Source organism: Glaciecola sp. 1036 (assembly GCF_050306235.1).
Taxonomy (GTDB): domain Bacteria; phylum Pseudomonadota; class Gammaproteobacteria; order Enterobacterales; family Alteromonadaceae; genus Glaciecola.
On sequence record NZ_JBLWFH010000003.1, the window covers coordinates 1 to 21,290 of the forward strand.

Annotated in this window: 18 protein-coding genes; 3 read left to right on the plus strand and 15 right to left on the minus strand. The window is 36.4% G+C overall.

All coding sequences use genetic code 11. From position 1 onward, the window contains the following. Window positions 1-101: 101 nt before the first annotated feature. From ACNKW3_RS05035 to wecA, 12 genes are all read right to left on the minus strand, one after another. Window positions 102-2,447, minus strand: a complete 2,346-nt coding sequence (locus tag ACNKW3_RS05035; protein WP_427398186.1) for a glycosyltransferase family 61 protein — start codon at window positions 2,445-2,447, stop codon at window positions 102-104. A 47-nt stretch (window positions 2,448-2,494) separates the two neighbouring features. Then, on the minus strand, window positions 2,495-3,388 hold the full coding sequence (galU, locus tag ACNKW3_RS05040; protein WP_427398187.1) for a UTP--glucose-1-phosphate uridylyltransferase GalU: 894 nt from the start codon (window positions 3,386-3,388) through the stop codon (window positions 2,495-2,497). 7 nt (window positions 3,389-3,395) lie between these two features. Next, window positions 3,396-4,742, minus strand: a complete 1,347-nt coding sequence (locus tag ACNKW3_RS05045) for a UDP-glucose dehydrogenase family protein (protein ID WP_427398188.1) — start codon at window positions 4,740-4,742, stop codon at window positions 3,396-3,398. Between the two features lie 73 nt (window positions 4,743-4,815). Further along, window positions 4,816-6,414 carry a glycosyltransferase family 2 protein gene (locus tag ACNKW3_RS05050; protein WP_427398189.1) on the minus strand — a complete coding sequence of 533 codons (1,599 nt, stop codon included), beginning with the start codon at window positions 6,412-6,414 and terminating at the stop codon, window positions 4,816-4,818. Window positions 6,415-6,648: 234 nt separating this feature from the next. Then, window positions 6,649-7,509: a glycosyltransferase family 2 protein gene (locus tag ACNKW3_RS05055; protein ID WP_427398190.1), complete on the minus strand. Its 861-nt coding sequence runs from the start codon at window positions 7,507-7,509 to the stop codon at window positions 6,649-6,651. Continuing rightward, complete coding sequence (locus ACNKW3_RS05060) at window positions 7,506-8,408, minus strand: glycosyltransferase (protein WP_427398191.1); 903 nt, start codon at window positions 8,406-8,408, stop codon at window positions 7,506-7,508. Before ACNKW3_RS05060 ends, ACNKW3_RS05055 begins: the two co-directional genes overlap by 4 nt. A gap of 103 nt (window positions 8,409-8,511) precedes the next feature. After that, a complete protein-coding gene (locus tag ACNKW3_RS05065; RefSeq protein WP_427398192.1) occupies window positions 8,512-9,699 on the minus strand; it encodes a lipopolysaccharide biosynthesis protein in 1,188 nt (395 codons plus the stop codon). Then, the gene (locus ACNKW3_RS05070) at window positions 9,696-10,346 is read right to left on the minus strand and encodes an ABC transporter ATP-binding protein (protein ID WP_427398193.1); all 651 of its coding nucleotides are present in this window, start codon (window positions 10,344-10,346) and stop codon (window positions 9,696-9,698) included. Before ACNKW3_RS05070 ends, ACNKW3_RS05065 begins: the two co-directional genes overlap by 4 nt. Continuing rightward, the gene (locus ACNKW3_RS05075) at window positions 10,343-11,140 is read right to left on the minus strand and encodes an ABC transporter permease (protein ID WP_427398194.1); all 798 of its coding nucleotides are present in this window, start codon (window positions 11,138-11,140) and stop codon (window positions 10,343-10,345) included. Before ACNKW3_RS05075 ends, ACNKW3_RS05070 begins: the two co-directional genes overlap by 4 nt. A 15-nt stretch (window positions 11,141-11,155) precedes the next feature. Continuing rightward, on the minus strand, window positions 11,156-12,919 hold the full coding sequence (locus tag ACNKW3_RS05080) for a polysaccharide biosynthesis/export family protein (protein ID WP_427398195.1): 1,764 nt from the start codon (window positions 12,917-12,919) through the stop codon (window positions 11,156-11,158). Next, window positions 12,916-13,242 carry a hypothetical protein gene (locus ACNKW3_RS05085; protein WP_427398196.1) on the minus strand — a complete coding sequence of 109 codons (327 nt, stop codon included), beginning with the start codon at window positions 13,240-13,242 and terminating at the stop codon, window positions 12,916-12,918. The genes ACNKW3_RS05080 and ACNKW3_RS05085 overlap by 4 nt, the downstream gene beginning before the upstream one ends. 95 nt (window positions 13,243-13,337) lie before the next feature. Then, window positions 13,338-14,399: a UDP-N-acetylglucosamine--undecaprenyl-phosphate N-acetylglucosaminephosphotransferase gene (wecA, locus tag ACNKW3_RS05090; RefSeq protein WP_427398197.1), complete on the minus strand. Its 1,062-nt coding sequence runs from the start codon at window positions 14,397-14,399 to the stop codon at window positions 13,338-13,340. Window positions 14,400-15,061: 662 nt separating this feature from the next. Here wecA and ACNKW3_RS05095 point away from each other — a divergent pair. From ACNKW3_RS05095 to galE, 3 genes are all read left to right on the plus strand, one after another. Then, window positions 15,062-16,576 (plus strand): peptide MFS transporter, encoded by a 1,515-nt coding sequence (locus tag ACNKW3_RS05095; protein WP_427398198.1) that lies wholly within the window; start codon window positions 15,062-15,064, stop codon window positions 16,574-16,576. 109 nt (window positions 16,577-16,685) lie between these two features. Continuing rightward, window positions 16,686-16,988 (plus strand): DUF6170 family protein, encoded by a 303-nt coding sequence (locus ACNKW3_RS05100; RefSeq protein WP_427398199.1) that lies wholly within the window; start codon window positions 16,686-16,688, stop codon window positions 16,986-16,988. After that, window positions 16,985-18,001 carry a UDP-glucose 4-epimerase GalE gene (galE, locus tag ACNKW3_RS05105; RefSeq protein WP_427398200.1) on the plus strand — a complete coding sequence of 339 codons (1,017 nt, stop codon included), beginning with the start codon at window positions 16,985-16,987 and terminating at the stop codon, window positions 17,999-18,001. The genes ACNKW3_RS05100 and galE overlap by 4 nt, the downstream gene beginning before the upstream one ends. Before the next feature lie 133 nt (window positions 18,002-18,134). Here the strand turns inward: galE and pseI are convergent, their stop codons facing one another. From pseI to ccmI, 3 genes are read right to left on the minus strand one after another with little or no spacing between them, the layout of a single operon-like run. Then, on the minus strand, window positions 18,135-19,193 hold the full coding sequence (gene pseI, locus ACNKW3_RS05110; RefSeq protein WP_427398201.1) for a pseudaminic acid synthase: 1,059 nt from the start codon (window positions 19,191-19,193) through the stop codon (window positions 18,135-18,137). A gap of 14 nt (window positions 19,194-19,207) precedes the next feature. Continuing rightward, on the minus strand, window positions 19,208-20,008 hold the full coding sequence (locus ACNKW3_RS05115) for an MlaA family lipoprotein (RefSeq protein ID WP_427398202.1): 801 nt from the start codon (window positions 20,006-20,008) through the stop codon (window positions 19,208-19,210). Beyond that, window positions 20,008-21,252: a c-type cytochrome biogenesis protein CcmI gene (ccmI, locus tag ACNKW3_RS05120; protein ID WP_427398203.1), complete on the minus strand. Its 1,245-nt coding sequence runs from the start codon at window positions 21,250-21,252 to the stop codon at window positions 20,008-20,010. The genes ACNKW3_RS05115 and ccmI overlap by 1 nt, the downstream gene beginning before the upstream one ends. Window positions 21,253-21,290: the final 38 nt, after the last annotated feature.

Sequence of the window (21,290 nt, forward strand, 5' to 3'; positions counted from 1 at the left end):
AGAATTTAGCTCAAATATAAACTGACACTGGCACCCTAAAATTCGGGTAACTGTCAGATCAAGTCTGAGCTACTACATGTAATTAATTAAGCTATAAGATGCTAGTTGAAGCTCAAACCTTTATCGGCATCTACTATAACCCCTTCTTTCAAATAAAGTTTTAGCTTTGCAATAAACGCTTCCTCTATACCTTTCAAATTATTATTTTTTAAATTTTCAGAATACGCCCTATGGTATTTTACTAAATCGGTTACAACGGCTTTGTGATAGCTGGTAACATCAAAACTCTCAAAATTATAACGGGATTTAAATAGTTCACTTAACTTATCGCCGTCTAAAATTGAAATTGCCGAACCATGGGCTGCTCGGACTTGCTTCTTAGGCACAAATAGTGACGGTAATTCATGCACATCTGAAAGGAAATCAAATTCATTGCATCTGGCTTGCAAGATCGAGAAAAAGACGTCTTTTGTATACACTCTCCTTTGAAATACTGAGATTTTAGCTGAAATATTGCCCAATAACTCTAATACATTTAGCGCTGCACCTTCCGCAAAAACAATTTCTTTTGCTTGTTTATATATAGCAAGCTGCTCTATTAACGCTAAATTTTCAGGGTAAACTATTTTGAATCCTAAGCGTTTGAACATTTGCTCCAAATAGAGCTCTCCTGCATACGCACCTCTAAGTAAGTAATTAACTCTACTCACATAAATTTTTTCATCGCTTTTTGGTATATTGTTTAAATTTGCGCGTCGCTCACATGACAGAAGAAAGTCTTTATACTCTTTAGATATTGGCTGACGCGACCTAAAAAAACTTTGTTGCCTACTTACATAGAGTTGCTTTACCTTAAATGGATGCTTTTGTATTAACACATCCTTTTTCTTAATCCCCAAATAGTCGAGTGTCTCGTAGAAATGAGGAGGCAAAGTGTGCTTTCTTATTTTTAAAAATTGAATATATCGCTGTGGTTGAAAAATAACTTTGGCATTCGGGACTTGTTCTTTTAACTCATGAAACGAAGATAAGCGATGAATAGATTCGGCTAAATAGTGTCCGAAATTATTAAAGATCGGACCACCGTAAAAAAATACACCTTCTTTTGCATTCTGACATTCAGGAAAAGAATTAATAAATTCAATATCAGATACAATTTGGGGCGTTAAACTTTTAGAACGCGTATTTTCACACCTTAATTGATAGGCAAAATCAGGTATATTCTTTCCTTTTAATCCACCAACTACCCGTCCGGGATTTGAACCTTTCGCTTGGGGCACCAGCGTAATATTAAAAAGTTTAACCGCTCCGTCTATTGATGCAGGCCTTTTATCGAGCTTATTCCGTCTCTTGAAGTTTACCACCATAGCTCTACACCAGTCCCCAAAATAAATTACGGGCAATAGCATTTTCTGTAGTTCTGTTAGTTGAGAATACAAGGGGCTATAGCTAGAATTTTGCCGAATGATATTCACTATTCTAAAAAAAAGAAAAGGTTTCTCATTATAAATAGACTCTAATATTGATTTAACTTGGCCTTCTTTTAATCCTTGTTTTTTGTAGGTCTTAGAATATAGAGATTCCCCCATTTTGCTAATCAACTTCCATTCTGTTTCACTTAAAAGGCAGTCGTATTTGGTATAACCTCGTTGTATCTGGTCTGTATATGAGGCCAAATCTTCGTCCGATAAAAGTCTATAATCAGTAGAATGTTCACTTTTTCGCTGTAAAAATTGATCAAGTTCTTGCTGTATTGCCGTAATATCAAATCCATTTAAATAACGTTTTATTTCTAGGGATTCAAACGAATAAGAAATATTTATTTGTTGTTTCTCAAGCTTAATTTTGCCATTTAATTTCAATACTGATAAGACATCTTCTACTATATTGCCAGGCTCATTATAACTTTTGTATAAAAAAGTAAATAATTTAAAGTTCCCTTTCCTCTCTTTGAGTTGTAAAAATTTGTCCCATTGTGAAAAGTCTAAAATTTTCCTAACGTTAAGTTTTTCAGTATTGGAATGCCGCTTAACAGATTGATTATAAATAGAAAGCTGGAACTCTACAGGATTTCGTATAAATCCGATAATTTCCACTTCGGGAATAAATTCAATTATTGAATCCATGATTCTAAAAAAGGATTCAGAACTCAGAAACAGAGTATGAAATGCATCATTTGTTCGGAAGTTTTTAACTACTTTGTTTAATTTTCTAATGTCTAATTCTAATCTGCCATTTGAATCGTTTTTACAAATGGCTCTAGCATTTCCCGAACTAATTTTATTTTTATCAAATGGGTGTTTGGGATATAAAACACCATTTTTTTCCAATAAATTTCTATTCTCATTAAAGAAAAACTGAATAGCAGAACTACCTGTCTTAGGAGGCCCTACATGTATCACAATTCTTTTGTTCAATTCATCAACACTCAATATTATAAAAGGCATGTTAACTGAATTAACATGCCTTTTTTAGATTTAGCCTTGTTAAAAAACTATTTAAGAAGTTCTTTCACGTGCTGTTTAAATTCTTTACCAAGGTCAGGATGTCTTAACGCGTACTCCACGTTGGCTAGCATATAGCCCAATTTGGAACCGCAATCATGACTTTTACCTTTCATATAATAAGCATCAACTTGCTCATGTTCCATAAGAGTGTCAATTGCGTCGGTGAGCTGAATTTCTCCGCCAGCGCCAGGAGGCGTCTTTTTCAATAAATCCCAAATTTTTTCTGAAAGCACATAACGACCAACAACGGCTAAATCAGATGGAGCTTCTTCTAGCGCGGGCTTTTCAACCATTTTATAAATTTTTGCTGATTCGCCCGGTACAAGAGCCTTCCCTTCCAAATCTACAACACCAAATTTGGTTATATCTTCTTGAGGTACTTGTTCAACCATTACTTGACTAACACGAGTAGTGTTAAATCTAGCAACCATATCAGCTAAGTTATCCTTTTTTGGGTTAGATTTAAAACTGTCGATAATAACGTCAGGTAACACTACGGCAAATGGACTATCACCTACAAGCGGCAACGCACACAAGATGGCATGCCCTAGACCACTTGCCACCCCTTGTCTAACATGCATGATTGTCACATCTTTTGGACAAATTTGCTGGACTTCTTCTAATAATTGACGTTTTACCCGCTTCTCTAGAGTAGCTTCCAACTCAAACGACGTATCAAAATGGTTTTCTATACTATTTTTACTAGCATGAGTCACCAATATAATCTCTTTAAGCCCCGCTTCAACACACTCTTGAACAACATATTGAATTAAAGGCCTATCAACAACCGGAAGCATTTCCTTTGGAATAGCTTTAGTCGCAGGTAACATTCTCGTCCCCAAGCCCGCTACGGGTATAACGGCTTTTTTTACTTGACTCATTTTTTTTTCATCCTTCGTTTCTTTTTACTGATAATCCTCGACCTATTGCGTAGTATTGCAATCCATATTCCAACATTCGCTCAGGCTCATATAAATTTCGTCCATCAAAAATCACAGAGTCGTTCAAATTATCTTTTAAATATTCAAAATCTGGCGCTCGAAACGCTTGCCACTCGGTACATATAGCTAAGCAATCGGCTCCTTTCAGCGTTGCTTCTTTTGTCCCCATTAATGCAAGGTCATCCCTATTCCCATAGATTCGCTGTGTTTCTTCCATTGCTTCAGGATCATAAGCCTGTACCTTAGCGCCAGCAGCCCAGAGTTTTTCCATTAAGACGCGGCTAGAAGCTTCTCGCATATCGTCTGTATTAGGTTTAAAAGATAACCCCCAAAGAGCAACCGTTTTTCCTTGTAGACTCCCACAGTAGTGATTGCTCATGTACCCAAATAGCTTTTCTTTTTGACTATAGTTTACCGATTCAACAGACTCTAGAAGTTTTGCTTGATAACCAACTCCATTTGCACTACGAATGAGCGCTTGCACATCTTTAGGGAAACAAGATCCACCATAACCACATCCTGGATAGATAAATTGATACCCTATTCTCGGATCTGACCCTATTCCTCGACGCACATTTTCTACATCTGCACCAAATTGTTCGGCTAAATTCGCAATCTCATTCATAAAGCTAATTTTTGTGGCTAACATACAGTTTGCCGCATATTTTGTAAGTTCCGCACTTTTAACATCCATCACAATAATCTTGTCGTGATTTCGATTAAAAGGTGCGTAGAGTTCTCTAAGTTTCTTTTCCGAACTCTTACTTACGGTTCCTAAAATAATTCGATCAGGTCGCATACAATCATTAACCGCAGCTCCTTCTTTCAAAAACTCTGGATTTGAAACAACGTCGAATTCTACACTTTTCCCTAACTTACTTTGAACTTCTTCAACTTTCGCTTTTACTTTATCCGCAGTACCAACTGGGACTGTTGATTTATTGATAATAATTTTCTTACTTTGCATATGTTCAGCTATTGAGCTAGCAACAGCTAAAACATATTTTAAATCAGCTGAACCATCTTCATCTGGAGGCGTCCCTACAGCGATAAATATAAGTTCCCCATGCTGAATTGCCTCTTCTGCATTTGTCGTGTAAACAATGCGTCCTGCTTCAAAGTTGGAAGTAACTAAAGGCGTTAATCCGGGCTCATAAATAGGAATTTGACCTTTCTTAAGATTTTCTACTTTTTTCTCATCTACATCTACACAATAAACTTCGTGTCCTACTTCAGCCAAAACTGCAGCTTGCACAAGCCCTACATACCCTATTCCAAATACAGTTACTTTCATCAAATATCCTTACTAAAACCTGTGTTTATTCTATATCAGCAGTTGCAAATGCATGATAATAATAATTTAAATTTCAATTAATTTGTGGGGTGTTCAACTCTTCTGTTGATTTCAAAGAAAAGTTTTCACGTTTTAACGTCAAAAACCTATGATAACTTAAATCATGTTGAATATGGTCTTTCCACTGTTCTTGCAAAAATGCTAATTCATGCAAAAAACGAGCCCTCTTTTCCTTTGTTACATCCAATCCTCTTGACACTGACTCATGATGATAAAACTCAACATCAGCACAATACAGATTCCTAAATCCAAGTTGGTTCACTTTGAGGCAAAAATCAACGTCGTTGAATGCAATCGCCAAGTCTTTTTCATTAAATCCACCCGCTTCATTAAAAATCGACTTTTCAACTAATAAGCAGGCGGCTGTCACTGCTAAAAAGTTATGGGATGCAACTAGTCTTTTGAGATAGCCCGCATGATATCGGGGAAAATATTTGTGGGCATGCCCTGCACCTCCGCCATAACCAAGAACAACCCCAGCATGTTGAACACGACCATCACCATATAATAATTTAGCACCAACACAACCGATATCAGATCTCAATGATTGCCCTAGCATCAAATCTAACCAATTCGACTGAATGATCTCTACATCATTATTAATAAAAGCAATTACGTCACCTCTAGCATGATTAACGGCAAAATTATTAATTGCTGAAAAATTAAAGGGATAAGGATACTGTAATAATGTGACACTTTCATTTTGTGCTAATCGTTCAAAGCTTTTTATACTCTGAGGATCATCAGAATTATTATCGACTAATAAAATTTCGTAATTTTTGTATGATGTTTTAGTTAAGATAGAGTTTATACAATTTTCAACTAATTCATGATGGTTCTTAGTTGGTATAATAATGCTGACAAGTTTTTGCCCATTAACCGGCCAAGAAATGTTATTTACTGCTGCATCTTTTTCGTAACTTACATTTGCACCGATTTCAGTTAAATACCTTCCAATCTTAGATAGTATTTGTTTAAGTAATTTATTTTCTTGCTTATGGTTAACCAGGACATAGCTAATATGCTGAACTTTAATATTTGGCATTTTTAACCAAGCAATTGCCATTAACTCGGCAATTGATTCTATGCTTTTTTCTACTATCAAATCCTTAAATATCTCGACTTTATTTAGCAATACTCCGCTGTTTATATAGGCTGTTGTTAGTTGAAGATCTGGGTTCCAATCTGGAAACAAACTAGGATTTGAACGAGTATGTTTTTCTACTTGATCTGTATCGCAGTAGGCAATATCTATTGACTGTTCAGTGCGAAGAAAAACTTGCACACTTTTTTCGTACAATTGATCTCCTGCATTTATCAATAATAAAGGACGTTTTAAGTCTTTAGAATTTTCCGAGAAGTAGCTTTGAAAATTTTTAATAGTGTAGACGTTTGATAAACCAAAATTATTCTCATTTTGGTCAATAAAATAGACTCTTCGAACAATTGAAGAATTTTGAAACTCAATTATTGATGCTAGGGTATTATTAATATCAGTTGCAGAACTTGGAAATATCAAGATATCCAATTGATCAAATTTTTGTTCGTTAACATCAAGCATGGTTTCAATTTCAACACTCTGATGATATAGAATATTTTGATAATATTGCATTAACTTTTCTTTTGACGGAAACCCATAAAATAGGCCAGCTTTTTGCAGGGTTCGAGTGTAGAAGTGTGTTAGTGCTTCGTTCTGTTTTAACCAGTTTCGTGTAGATTGAGGTAGAATTCCAATAAAATATTTTAAAGCAATTACTATGACCTTTTTACATCGTCTTAGCATAGGGTGCGTACTTGTTGAGTTTTAGAGTTAGTGAACATATTTTTATTCATTTTACAGCAAAGATTACTCTTTTTTTGAACTGCTGTTGTTTAAAACACCATCAAATACACCTTTTACCATGAATTTGAAACGTTTAATTTTTTGATCTTCAAAAAACACATTAATAAAAAACCTAAGCGGCATAAAACCTAAATTGCGTAATTTCCAATATAAGGGCACATAGTCTCTTCTACACAATAATAGAATATTTCTAAATTGATAATAAAGTCTTACAGGAGATCCAACCTTATAGGTTATACCTACAAATTTCTTTCTGGCATCACCTAACTTGTGTTGCATCAACACTCGCTCAGCAATGCCAACATTATACCCGTGTTGTTTCGCCCGCCAACACCATTCATGATCAACCCCATCAATGAAAAGTGATTCGTCTTTCATGCCTATTATTTCAAGCTTATCAAGTCTTATCATCATTCCTGAAGATATAATTTGAGTTACCACTAATAATTCATCAAGAGAATAAACTTCGCGTTGCAATTTTGGACGTAATTGCTTATTCGTAAAAGAGCAGACCACTCTTGGACCAATTGCCACTAGTGGTATTTTTTGTTTTTCAGAAGCTATCAATAACGAAGAAATTCGAAACACGAAATCTTCTGGAATTGTACTATCTTGGTCTAATAGAACAGCAAATGTGAACCCATCTTGTAGTAATTTACTAAGTCCACGATTATGGGCGCAAGCGACACCTATATTATCAGCATAATGTAGGTATGAAGCTTTTGATAAGTCAAAAGCACTTTCATGATTTTCTTTCGAATTATCAACAATAACAAGCCCATCAACTTGCCTCTGGATTGTTTCAACTAGTTTGCAAGTTTCGCTCAGTTCGGGGTTGTATAAGACTATAACAGCTCCAATCAAAACCGTTTCGACCGTTTTTTAATGATAAACCTATCTAATTTATACATGATTTTGATTATTTTCGAAGGCAACATACGAATAAATAATATGATCAATGCGTGAGTCAAATTAACAAAATTCAGTTTTTTCAACCTTTTCATGGCATACCGACGTGCCGAGAACTCATTAATTGATTTAGAAAATCCGCGTCTTTTATAGAAATCATTAACTCTTCTGAACTGTAATAAAACTTCTTTTAAATTTGCGAATTTATAACCTGCAGCGCACAGATCTACCCAAAAAAAATAATCTTGCGTATTCATATAGTTTTCTTTATAACGAAAGCCTGCTCTGATTATTGAGGCACGAAATCCAACGGTTGGATGATTAATAGGGCAGCGTCTGGGCAAAATAGAGACAATTTTCAAGTGAGACTTTGGCATAATCCTCTTGCCAACAATTTTCCCTGATTCGTTTATTTCAACTAAAGATGTACCAAGTATGTCTATATTTGGGTGTTGTTCAAAAAATCTAACTTGTTTCTCAATTCTATCCCCCATAGAAATGTCATCTGCATCCATTCTAAAAAAATATTTTACCCATGGATATAAATGAAAAACTTGGTCAAATATATAGTTCATGCAAGTGCTTAAACCCGAATTATTTTCATTTTCAATTAGTTGAATTTTAGAATGTAAATCAATTTTTTCAATTAAACTTTGTCTTAATGTTTCATCAATTGGGCCATCGAAGATGATTACAAATACAAACTTTGTGTAACTTTGCTCTACAATGCTGTCAATAGCTTGTAAAATCCAAAGGAAGTTATCCCTGTTATGGATAGCCATCCCTATTAAAGCCTCTGGCTTACTATCCTCTTCAAATGTATATTCTTTTAATGTCTTAAAACCAGTTCTCAAGTTGTTTTATTTCCAATTATTTTACTCAAATACAAAGCGCCGAAGAATAACAAAATCCATAAAAAAAGTATTTATATAATTAATTCTCTTCATAGATTCTTGTTTATTGGTGCAATTCCTTAATAGTTGCAATTACAATTTTACCTAAAAAGTAAAACATTATATTGAGTAATAAAAAGAGGCTAACATTATAAAATACTTTTGGATAACTAGATTTTTCTGGATAGGTTGCTTGTTGTACTGTCATTAAAAATTTAATTTGTCTATAAGCTTCTATTCTAGCTTTTTCTAACGATACTTGAGATGAAGTATAGGCAGCTAAAGCTAGCTCAAGATCAATCTTAAAATCCGTAAATTTTGCCATAACTTCACTTACACTAGACCCATTCTTTTGATAAATACTTACATCATTGTTTGACTCATATTCACTGAGTCTAGATCTCTCCGTTTCTAATTGCTCTAATAAGCTATCAAGCTCTGACTGAGCTTGAATTACCGAAGGAGCATTTTCACTCATACTGGTTTTCAAAAGTCTTAGTTGTGTTCTTTTTTCAGCAATTTGAGATTCAATTCCGTAGGCAATTTGTTGGATTGCCATACCTTCTGCCTCAGGATCTAATAACCCGTACTGTTGCTGAAAATTGAGTAGGTTTGCCTTAGCTAACTTCAGCCTTTTATCAATCTTCTCATTTTCTTCTCGAATGAATTTCAACTGATTTTCAGCAAGTCTATGACTTATCTCATTAATATACCATTCGGAACGCTCTACTATTTTGGCTGCCAACAAGCGAGCAAATTCAGCTGTAAAAGCTTGAACACTTAAGGTTATCACTTGGGATTTTTCATCGATTTCAACACTTACATGATTTCTGTAATAATCTAATAGGGTTTCAACAGTACTATTATTTTCTAAACGACTGAAAAAATCATACTCAGAATTTGAATAATGTTCAGATAACTTCGTCTCTGACTCTAAATACGTCAACATGTCATTAGAATGAATAAATTTTGCTATTAATTCGGTGTCTAAACTCGGTGCTGAGCCACCGAAGCCTGTTAAAACCGCCATAGCAGGATCTAAAGTGCTAGAAGAATCAGGTTCTTTTACAAAAACTAATGCAATACTTTCATACCTATCTGACGAGATAGCTATTTGATAAAAAGAATACATGACAAAAGGGAAAACAACTAACGCTAAAAATGTATGCTTTCCTAAAAAAGCTCTAAAACGCGAAAAGGCAATGAGGATCTTATTTGAGTTGGAATTTTCTTTTTTTGGTAGTGTACTCATAAATTTTGATACTTCTCTATACCTTCTTCAATATTTTCATAGAAACTAAGTTTTCCTCTTTCAATAACGATGACGCTGTTACAGAATAAACGTATATCATCCATATCATGGCTCACCATAATTACGCTAGATTGTTTACTTTTCTCAATCAATGTATCTTTTGCCTTTTGTTTAAAAGAGGCATCACCAACTGTAGTGACTTCATCTATGAGATAAACGTCAAAATCTATTCCAATTGAGCATGCAAAAGCTAATCTTGGCCTCATACCTGTAGAATAGTTCTGAACGGGCGAATCAAACTGTTTACCAAGCTCAGAAAACTCTAGTACTCGCTTTTCATAAAGTCTTAAATCCTTTACTCCGTTGATTCTACCAATAAAACGAGTATTTTCTCTACCTGTCATTCTAGGATGAATACCTGTGCCTAATGCAACAGGCCATGACAAAGATTTAGTTGTTGCTATTCTTCCTTTATTTGGGTATTCACTGCCAGCCAGTAATCGAAATAAAGTAGACTTCCCTGCACCATTTGCTCCAAGTAACCCAACGTTACTTTCTGTTGGTATCGAAAAGTTGACATTCTTAAAGATATAGTTATTCCCATGCCGATTTGGATAATATTTAGTTAAGTTTTTTAACTCTATCATCGACTAATTGCCTGTTTCCAAGAAACAAAATAGGTAGCTATTGAGAAAAATAACATAGTAAAAGTAATAAACAATAAATAGTTCAGATTTACCCCATGACTACCATAAGATTCGTACAACGAATATCTTGATAACTCAATTGCATGTAAAATTGGATTCCAGTCCAACAAATACCAATATTCTTTAGGTATATCTTGAAGGGAAAAAAAGATACCTGATATAAAAAATAACGGTCTAGTTAACAAAGTTCTAATTTTTTCAACTTCAGGAATAAAAAGTTCGGCTATACCAAAAAGTAACCCTACCGTGGTACCAAATATAACTAAACTGAAAAAACACATTATAAATAAGATAGGATTGTCAACTCTTAGTTCAATTGCCATGTAGAACATTAAGATTGAAACGCCTATAACAGTAAAAACTTTAACGATTAATTCAAATAAGGAAGCAGCAATAACTGCACTTATTGGCTGAACTTGTCTAAAAGCAAATAAGGCCTTGTTTTTCTTAATAGATAATGACGCACCTTGAACAACTTTTAAAAATGATTGAACGTACAATACGCCAACAGCCATAAACAAAAATGTCGGAAGCGTATGTGTATTTGAACCTGAACCAGCTACTGTACTTCTAAAATAGGACAAGAAAAATATAAATACAATAGGTTCAATCAAAGCCCAACTGATGCCTAACTTATCATTGAACCCAACCCTCACTTCGCGAAGAAATAAGGCAAATATTACATCTCCCCAAACTCGAAGGTTATTCCTTTTAATGACAATTACTGAAGACATCAAGTTCCTCCAATATTAATTAACAGCCACATTAGCAGTGATAGCTATTTGATATAATATTTGGGTAATATCTTTAATGGATTGAATAATTTTGTCATCTACACGCGGTAAGATTAAGATTTGATCACCTGGTTGAATTCGATAAGCCTGCTGTTCTGAAAACCATTGGCTTGTATTAGATAATCCTGCAACAGTACTTAATCCATTGGCTTGAACAATGACAATCCGTTCATCATCAGCTCTTTCAGTAAACCCTCCTGCCCAAGCTACATAATCACCTATAGATGCATTTTGGTTGTATACAATTGCTTGAGGAATTAGTACTTCTCCTGATATTTGTATTAAATCAGTATTTTTCGGCAGAACAATTACATCACTTTGTTCTAAACGAATGTTTGCCACTTTTCCGTCCTCAGATACAATAACTTTTCCGAGCGGCTCAACGGCCCGAGCCCTCTCAATAAATTGAGCGACAAGGCTAGCTTCCTGGGTCCTAATCGTCGCTTCTCCATTACTAGAAGCTGGTGCTGTAAAGACACTACGTTCCAAACGCTGCAAAGATTCCTCTAACAGTTGCTTCTGCTTTAATCTTACACTTTCGCGTTGAATATATACGTTGCCATAGTTTGAGTCTTCGGGATCAATTTTGACTCTATGTAAGAAATCTATAAGCCGACTACCTCTTTTAAGCGTAAAAAAGGAAGGTCCTTCATGACTTCCTACAACTTGAACACTAATAACATCATTACGGATATCTTCATTGAACAGAACTACATCTCCATCTTGCAATTCGAAGGTTAAAAATTCCTCCAATGTTACATAGATCGATATAGGTCCATTTTCTCTAGTTCCTGTTACCGCAACATGGCTAGCATTGGGTAAAGGACGAGCATATTTGATTAATGATTGTCCATTGAGTTCTTGATTTGTTAACTCAAAAAACAAGGGAAGCCGAGCTTCACCTTCAGTTTTTACAATGGACTTTTGTTCACCAACGATAATCACGTCATCATCTTGGAAAGAGAACGAATCTAAGGTTCCGTTAATAAGGAAAGCATATAGATCATATTTTTGAATAACTTCATTATTCCTGAGTATTCGAATATCTCTAAAACTTCCACTTTGTGGATCCACGCCTTCTGCTGAACTCAAGAAGAATAAAATTGAATCTGATGCCAACCCCGCGTACTGGCCTGGTTTTGTTACAGAACCAGTTACATACACACTTACGGGTGTAGCAGTAAGTAAATTTACGTAAACATTAACATTATTAGGATAAATCGATTTTATCTGTGAAGTGACGTATGTGTTAAGCCGACCAGCCGGAACATCTTTAACCAAAACTGGCCCAACTTCGGGTATGAATATATTACCAGCGTTATCAACTGTAAACACTTGAGAACGTGCTACAGCTCCCCACAATTGAATTGCAATTTTATCACCCGGTGCGACAAGGTAATTTTCATTAAGTCCATCATTTCTAGTAGCTGCTTGTCCAGTTGCAAATAGTTTATGCCCAAATAATGAATTTATTCCTACTTGAGGTTGACCTTGAGAAAGAGAAAATCCATTATTTTGATCTCTTCCAATGCTTGGAGCTCCCCCTTGCACAAATTGCGACAAGTCAATATTCTGCTCATTTTCGTTCTGAGCATTCTGTACTTGAGAACTAGAATTCTGTTCCACTTGCTGGCGATTCACTTCTTGAGAATGACTTGAATTAGCGATAAAAACAAAATAAAAAAGTGTAATTTTCACTAAAAAGATTGAAAACCTCATATCCCTAACATCTCCAATCTATCAACCACACTTTCACCAACTTTGTACCATTGCTCAGGTTCTTTGTAGCAATAAACAGCAGTTTTAGTAGACGATATGAGTAATAAACAGTTTGAACCGGCAGCTGAGAAGTACTTTTGAGTTACTCTATAATTATCATCATGTAACTTAACATCATCTCCTAGTTGAGCTGTATTTAAAATCTCTATATTACGCGCATCTGTCTTCTGTTCTTTAGATGAGTTCAATGAATTTACCAAGGGCCCCGCAGCAACTGGTTGGGTAATGTTAGAACAAGCAGACAAATACAATATTTGAATCAAAATGATGATTTTTATTATTTTCATAGATATTAAAATTAGAAATTTTAGCATACTTTACATAACTGTAGAGGGAATCTACCACAGTTTTGAAGGAGTTATCTCAAAATACTTCTTATTGTTCGTAAAATCTTCCAGATATTTTGCAAGATGTAACTATATATTAGCAGTACAATAATGAATAATGAAAACATGAATGTCTCTGGAACTTGATAAATTTCACCAAGAATTCCAACAATGGCGAAACTGAGACCAATCAATAAGATGGCGGATAACGAACGCCTAGCGGATAATCCAGCTCGCATAAAAATGTTATGTAAATGCTGGCGATCAGATTTTAAAACCGATTGACCTTTTTTTGCTCTTCGATACATTATTGCAGCCATGTCAAGCAAAGGAAGACCGATTATCCAGACTGCCGTAATAGGTCTAATAGCACTAGTTTCGCCTTGCGTATAATCGACTAATAACCAAACGATTGTAAGTCCGACAAACATGCTTCCACTGTCGCCCATGAAAATCTTATTACCTTTAAACCCTTTCATGCTCAAATTAAAGGCTAAAAACGGGACTAACGCTGCCACCAGCATTAACGGCGTCATAATAAGGTGTCCGTTATTTGAAACAACCAATAAAAATACTACGGAAATCAGCACTATTAAAGACATTCCGCCGGCTAACCCATCTATTCCATCAATCATATTAAAGGCATTTACTACCCCAACCACACAAATCATAGTAAAAAATGCGCTTGATAAATCTAGTTTAATATTACCAATAGAAACAATATCACCTAAATCCGTTATGGTATTTTGCGCCACTATTACCATAATGCCCGCTACGCCAAATTGACATACCATTCGTCCCTTAGCACTCAAATCAAACTTATCGTCAAGAGTCCCTAACAATACAATTATAGAGGAAGCAAAGAAAAACACGGCACTGCTCTCATACCAAACACCATTGAGAATACTTGCAACTAGTACAGATATAAATATTGCCAATCCTCCGGTCAAAGGCACTTTCTCCTTGTGCCCTCTTTTTGAAGAAGGAGTGTCAACTAACCCAAGTTGATGGGCAAATGGACTCATCAAGATTAATAAACCTAACGCCAAAACAAAGGTTGTTACAAGAGGTGCAACTTGGAGATACGGCATCATAAATTCCTTAATCCTTGGAATAATGTAACTAAAATGTCGATTTTTTGATTCAAACCTAAATCCTGTGAAGAAACTGCAATATGCTTTAGTCTGTATATTATTATAATTATTGTTTTATTTTAATTTTTCGAGATAGTGAAATTTCAAAATGTGGCGCGAGTTTCTAGCCTAATTTTAGCAGTAATTTAGTAACAAATACTAGCAAAAAGTATTAAGTACATCATTATGACCAAAATGTGTATATTTGTCCCCTAAATTGCAAAAATTCTTATGAATTTTAAAGTAATTCTTCATCAATACTAGCAAAATTAATCTAGCAAATTGTAAAAAAATGTAACTCCATAGCAATTACCACTTCTTAAGCACTTAAAGGCTATATATACACCTTTTATTTTAGTTCATACATGTCATAGAGCAACTTAAATCTTGAATTACTTCTAACAAATTGAATTATAAGTTGTAAGTTAACAGTAGTAATTAGGTTTAAATAGCTATAAAGACTTTATGTGTTTCAAAATAATACAACAAGTTATGTTTATCGTTCATAATCTATTTTGATATCCATATTTAGATTAACGCTACAATTTCATCCACCCTTGCAACTTTTAACATTTAAAGGGCATAATGACTTTTTAAAATAACAATAACAACAAGGTTGTAAAATGAATTCTGAACAACTTAATAGCGGTCATATTGACCGGACAAACGACAGACGGTTCTTTGGTCATCCACTTGGTTTATCTACCCTAGCCTTCACCGAAATGTGGGAGCGCATGAGTTATTACGGTATGCGCGGCTTACTTGTGGTATTCATGGTACTTGCAGTACAAGAAGGTGGATTTGGTTTAACTGAACAGTCTGCCAACGCAATATATGGCCTTTACACTGGCTCGGTTTACTTTACCGGCTTATTAGGTGGCTGGATTGCCGACAGACTTATCGGTGGACAAAAAGCGGTTTGGTATGGCGGCATTATCATCATGTTCGGTCATATATCCCTTGCTATTCCAGGTACAAATACCTTTTTCTTAGGGCTTATTTTAGTTGTACTGGGCACAGGTTTATTAAAACCAAACATTGGCGCCATGGTTGGTCAGTTATACAAAGATGAAGATCAACGTCGTGACAGTGGTTACACCATCTATTATTTGGGAATTAATATAGGTTCAGCCATCGGTGGATTTGTTTGTGGTCTTATGCAGGTAAAATATGGTTACCACGCTGCTTTTGGTGCTGCAGCTGTGGGTATGGGGTTAGGTCTTATTCAATACCGTCTTACAAGTAAAAATATTGAAGCCGTTTTCGATAAACCTACCGTGAAGATGTCTAGCAAAGCCGTTACTTTAAGCTGGTCCGTTATTTTTTCTCTTTTATTAGTACTTGCTATTGTTACTGTCATGGCAATGATGGGCTCTTTAGTGATTGATCCCCTAGCAATTACTGGTTCAATTGCGACTATAGTATTTTCAATCTTCTTAATTTATTTCGTTGTTATCTTTCTTAAAGGTAAGTTAAATCCAACAGAGAAGCGCAACGTTGGCGCATTATTTCTAATTTGTATTGCCTCTATTTGCTTTTGGGCCGGCTTTGAGCAAGCAGGTTCATCATTCAATTTCTTTGCAGAGAATAATACAGACCGTATGTTAGGCGATTTTGAAATCCCAACGCAGTGGTTTCAATCGTTAAACCCTATTTTTATTATCGTGTTATCTCCATTCTTTGCTGCCCTATGGGTTAATTTAGGAAAGCGCATGATTCAGCCAAGTTATAGTGTAAAATGCGCTATCGGCTTAATCATAATGGCATCTGGCTTCTTCGTCATGTTCTTCGCTGCGATGTTAGCGGCTGATTCGATGAAAGTTGCACCTATGTGGTTGGTAACCACCTACTTTTTACATACAGTTGGCGAACTTTGCTTAAGCCCTGTAGCATTGAGTGCGGTAAGTAAACTATCCCCACGCCGTTTCGCTGGGCAATTAATGGGCGTATTTATCTTAACTTATTCTATTGGTAGTTTAGCCGCGGGCCTATTAGCAGGATTGGTCAATGCCGGAGAAGGCAAAGTTGAACCTTCTATTTATTTACAAGTTGGTCTATTTGGTACTACAGCAGGTATAATTTTATACTTAATATCCTTTAAATCTCGCAAGTGGGAAGAAACCGCAGGTAGAGAGTAGTAGTTTTTTTAGTGGGAATATCTCTTTATATTCCCACTTTTTTAAATTAGTCACGTAACAAAACAGACATTTCTATGTGGTAGCATCCACGGTGAACTGGAGCACTTAGGTGAAGATTTACACCTCTACAAAAAACATTCCTGGACTAGAAGACTTGTCATTAACCGAACGCATGGCATTGTTAGAAGCAGCCTCTAGAAGAATGCCAATTCCAGAAAAAACCTTATTAAATATCCTGAAGCTCTTTGTTATTGTGCCAGTGTTTTATTTGGTATTACAGACAGCACAAAATTGGTGGAGTTTGGTATGGGCAGCGTTAATACTATTACTCTATCCATTATTTGTGAAACCGTTACAATACTCACTGAGCGTAAAATATCTCCCTAAACAAATCAAAAAGGACGATGAATGAAATCAATTTTAGTGACCGGAGGAAGCGGCTATATTGGTAGTCACACGGTTTTGCAGTTGTTGGAAGAAAACTACAATGTGATTGTTTTAGATAATTTATCTAATTCATCACTGGAAAGTTTACGTCGAGTAGAAGAAATAACGGGTAAAAAACCTGAATTCATCGAGGGTGATATTCGCGATGAAGGTGCGTTGAGTGCCATTTTTAAACAACACTCAATTGATGCTGTCATTCATTTTGCTGGCCTTAAAGCAGTTGGAGAGTCGGTTGCTAAGCCAATCTTATATTACGAAAACAACGTTTATGGAACATTGAATCTATGTAAGGTCATGCAATCTCATGGATGCAAAAACATAGTATTTAGTTCTTCCGCAACGGTTTATGGCGATCCAATTGAATTGCCATTACATGAAAAATTGCCTACAGGTAAGCCGACAAATCCTTATGGACAATCTAAATTAATGGTCGAATTGATTCTAGAAGATGTGTATAAGGCTGATAGCGAATGGAATATCGTGTTATTACGTTATTTCAATCCGGTTGGCGCGCATCCGTCAGGAAAAATTGGGGAAGATCCAAATGGAATACCAAACAACCTAATGCCTTATATTACCCAAGTTGCAACAGGAAAATTGGAATGTTTGAGTGTTTTTGGAGACGATTACGACACTCCGGACGGCACTGGTGTACGCGATTATATCCATGTTGAAGACTTAGCAAATGGCCATTTAAAAGCGCTAGCAAAAATTGAGCAAAATGCAGGTTTATTCACTTGTAACTTAGGCACGGGTCAAGGTTATAGTGTATTAGATATGATCAAAGCATTTGAAGCCGCTAGCGGTCAAAAAATTAATTATAAAATTGCCCCTCGCCGTAACGGGGATGTAGCCTCCTGCTACGCAGACCCAACACTAGCCGCCCAAGAACTTGATTGGAAAGCGGAGAAAGGTTTGCAAGACATGTGCGAAGATTCTTGGCGCTGGCAGTCAAATAACCCTACAGGGTTTAACTAAAAGCAATAATGGAGCCGTAGTTCATTCTAAAAATGGGCGGAAAAAATGGAGCCGTAGTTCATTATCACCTCTACCCAACGTTTCTAACATTTCATCAGGTGAGCAGGTGATAATGAACTACGGCTCCATTTTTTTACAACTCCATTTTTAGATGATCGAAGCTTAGAGCAGTGCCTTTCTTTAGTGCTTGTTTAACTGGTTTGCCTATCACTTGCTCTAGATACTTCGGTGCTAGCCCGTATCCAGGGCGGATACTTTTGACATTTAAGCTGCTAATAAGCTCACCTTGGGCGATATCTTTTACGACATACAATGAGCGTCTGAAAATCGCATTACCTTTTTCGCTTTCTTTACGTTCATAATTGACCTGACCTAGAGCTTGCCATGCAATCTTCGAGTCCCTACATAATTGAGCTAATTCTGGTTCCTCTAAAGAAAAAGAATCATCAGGCCCGCCACCTTGACGGTCGAGGGTGACATGTTTTTCAACTAGGCAAGCGCCTAAACTAACCGCGGATATTGCAGTGACATTCTCAATGGTATGATCCGAAAGCCCTACTAATACATCATATTTACGCGCCATATCTTGTAAAGTGCGTAAGTTATAGTCTTGAGCAGGCGCTGGATATCCACTAACACAATGCAACACAACTAAATCTTCACAGCCATTTGAGCGTGCTGTTTCGATAGCTTCTGCAATCTCCTCTGCATCCGCCATTCCCGTGCTTATGATCATCGGCTTATGGGTTTGTGCTACGTATTTAATTAAAGGCAAATCAATGGCTTCAAAAGAAGCAATTTTATAAGCAGGGGCATTTAAATCTTCGAGCAAATCAACCGCGGTATTATCAAATGGCGAACTGAAAATTGTAATATCTAATTCTTTTGCTTTATCGAATAATGGTTTATGCCAGTCCCAAGGCATATGCGCTTGGGCATATAGGTCATAGAGCGTTTTTCCGTCCCAAAGGCCACCTTTTATTAGGAATTCGGGGCGGTCACTTTGGATCGTAATGGTATCTTGAGTATAAGTCTGCAATTTAATGGCATCAGCACCACTTCTTTTTGCCATTTCCAGAATTTTAAATGCCCGTTCTATATCGCCATTATGATTCGCTGATAATTCGGCAATAATATAGGGAGGCGAGTTTTCACCAATTACACGGCCATCAATTTTAATAGATTTCGCCACAGGCACCTCGACGCTTATTCTAGACCTTCTAACATATCTTCAAAGTCAGAAAAATCCTCTTCTTCCTGCTGCAACTCTTCTTCTGAACGTTGCTGAATTGCACCATCACTGACTTCATATGCCAAACGTTGGAAATAGGCGTCTCTAACAAATAAATATTGGTCTAAAGACCGGTTCAGGTTTTCTTCTTGCTCTAGCAATGACGCGCGAGTCTCTAATAAACTAATGACAGCCGCACCAATCACAATAGGGTCTTCTAAAACCGTTGACGGCCAGTAGTAACTATCTGCTACTCTACCGGTTAAGCTTCTAACATCACTAGGCCCCAACGCAGGTAACATTAAATAAGGGCCGGTTCCAATTCCCCAAACACCTAGTACTTGGCCAAAATCTTCCTCTTGTTTTTCAAGCCCCATGCTTTCTGCAACATCAAAAATGCCCAATACACCTATAGTAGAATTAATTAAAAAACGTCCGAGAGAAGATGCCGAATCTCCAGGTTTACCTTGTAATAAGTTATTAATGGTATTTGCTGGCTCCTCTAAGTTTTCAGAGGCATTTAAAAGACCTGTACGAACCGGTTGAGGCGCGATGGCAATATAACCTTGTGTAGCAGGTTTTAACAAATACTTGTCTAAAACTTCATAATTGAAGTCCCACATTGCTCGGTTAAAAGGCTCAAAAGGATCCGACACTTGAGAAGCTTCTGTTGGAGTTGTATTTCGTGCAGCTTCTTCCATCTGTTGTTCTTGCTGACTTGCACAAGCAGTAAGAAAAATTGCAGCACTAATGACAAGTATTTTACTAATTTTCACTATATTTCCTGATTAATTACAATAGACACAGATACACTTTCCCCTTTATTTAACAATACTGGATTAACCGTACCTTCTAATTCACCTTCACTCGGCATTACATCTTGATCTTTGGAGACTCGCGCCGTGAGCTTTACTTGATCAACTGTATCTAAGTTTAACGAAGGTATCATTGCGTCACTCAGTGATAAGTTCAACTCTAAGGGAAATTCGCTTAATGACAAGCGTTTCACTGCCAAAGGCGCTCTAGACTCTCCATTTGCATCTTGGGCAAACACTATTAAATACCCATTCTCTGGTAAATTAGATTTCAATTCATCTAACAAATTGACAGTCACCGCAATACTAGTGCCCGTAACCGCTACTGCACTTCCCAAAAACTCTTCACTGACCCCTATATTTCTCAGTTGAGCCACCAAGGATTGATAAAAATTACTCTGCGGAGAAAGCTGATCTTTTATCATGGCAAAATTTTCACCCGCTGTTTGCGTATCTCCAAGTTGAGTCGCGACAACGGTTTTCATTAATCTGTAATCTCTGTTGCCGGCATCTCGGGTGATGAGGTAGTTAATCTGAGACATAGCGTTGCCTAGGCTATTGTCTGTGCCCGATGTTATTAATGCGTTCACATATTTAAAACGCAGCTCATCATCCCCTGGGGTTAAATCTATCGCTTTCTCGTATGCCGCAATAGACTCTTCCACTCGCCCAATGGCTAAATAAACCTGCCCTAACAACTGCCAACCTTTTTCGTCTTCGGGAAATTCCCTCAATCGTTTGCGAATAATAACTGCATATTTTGCGTAGTCATTTGGCGTTACATCCTGCGGATTGGTTTGTATCTTGTCCAACAGCGCATCAGTGCTGTTAATGACGTCCGAATACTCTTTTAAACCTGAATAATGGGACGAAAGAAAATAAACCAATCCACCTAAAACAATGGCAGGTATTGCCGCCAACATTACTTTGCTAAAAGGAACCGACAATCCATCAACTTTGCTTTCTTTTGTTTCGTAAGTCTCATTGTAAAGCGCCAATTTAAGCTCTTTAATAGCTGCATCTTTATCTTTTTCCGAAATGACGCCTTGAGACACTTCTTGTTCCAATTCAACTAGCCTTTGCTTGAGTATTTTAGAATTGGTTACCTGATAACTTTTGAAATTAGACCGGAAGAAATACGGCAAAATTACAAACAGGGCAGCAATCATTATTAAGAAAATTGCTATTAAATAAAAGTAGGTCACTCAAAATCCTCTTGGAGATATTTTATGTTGCTAATAGT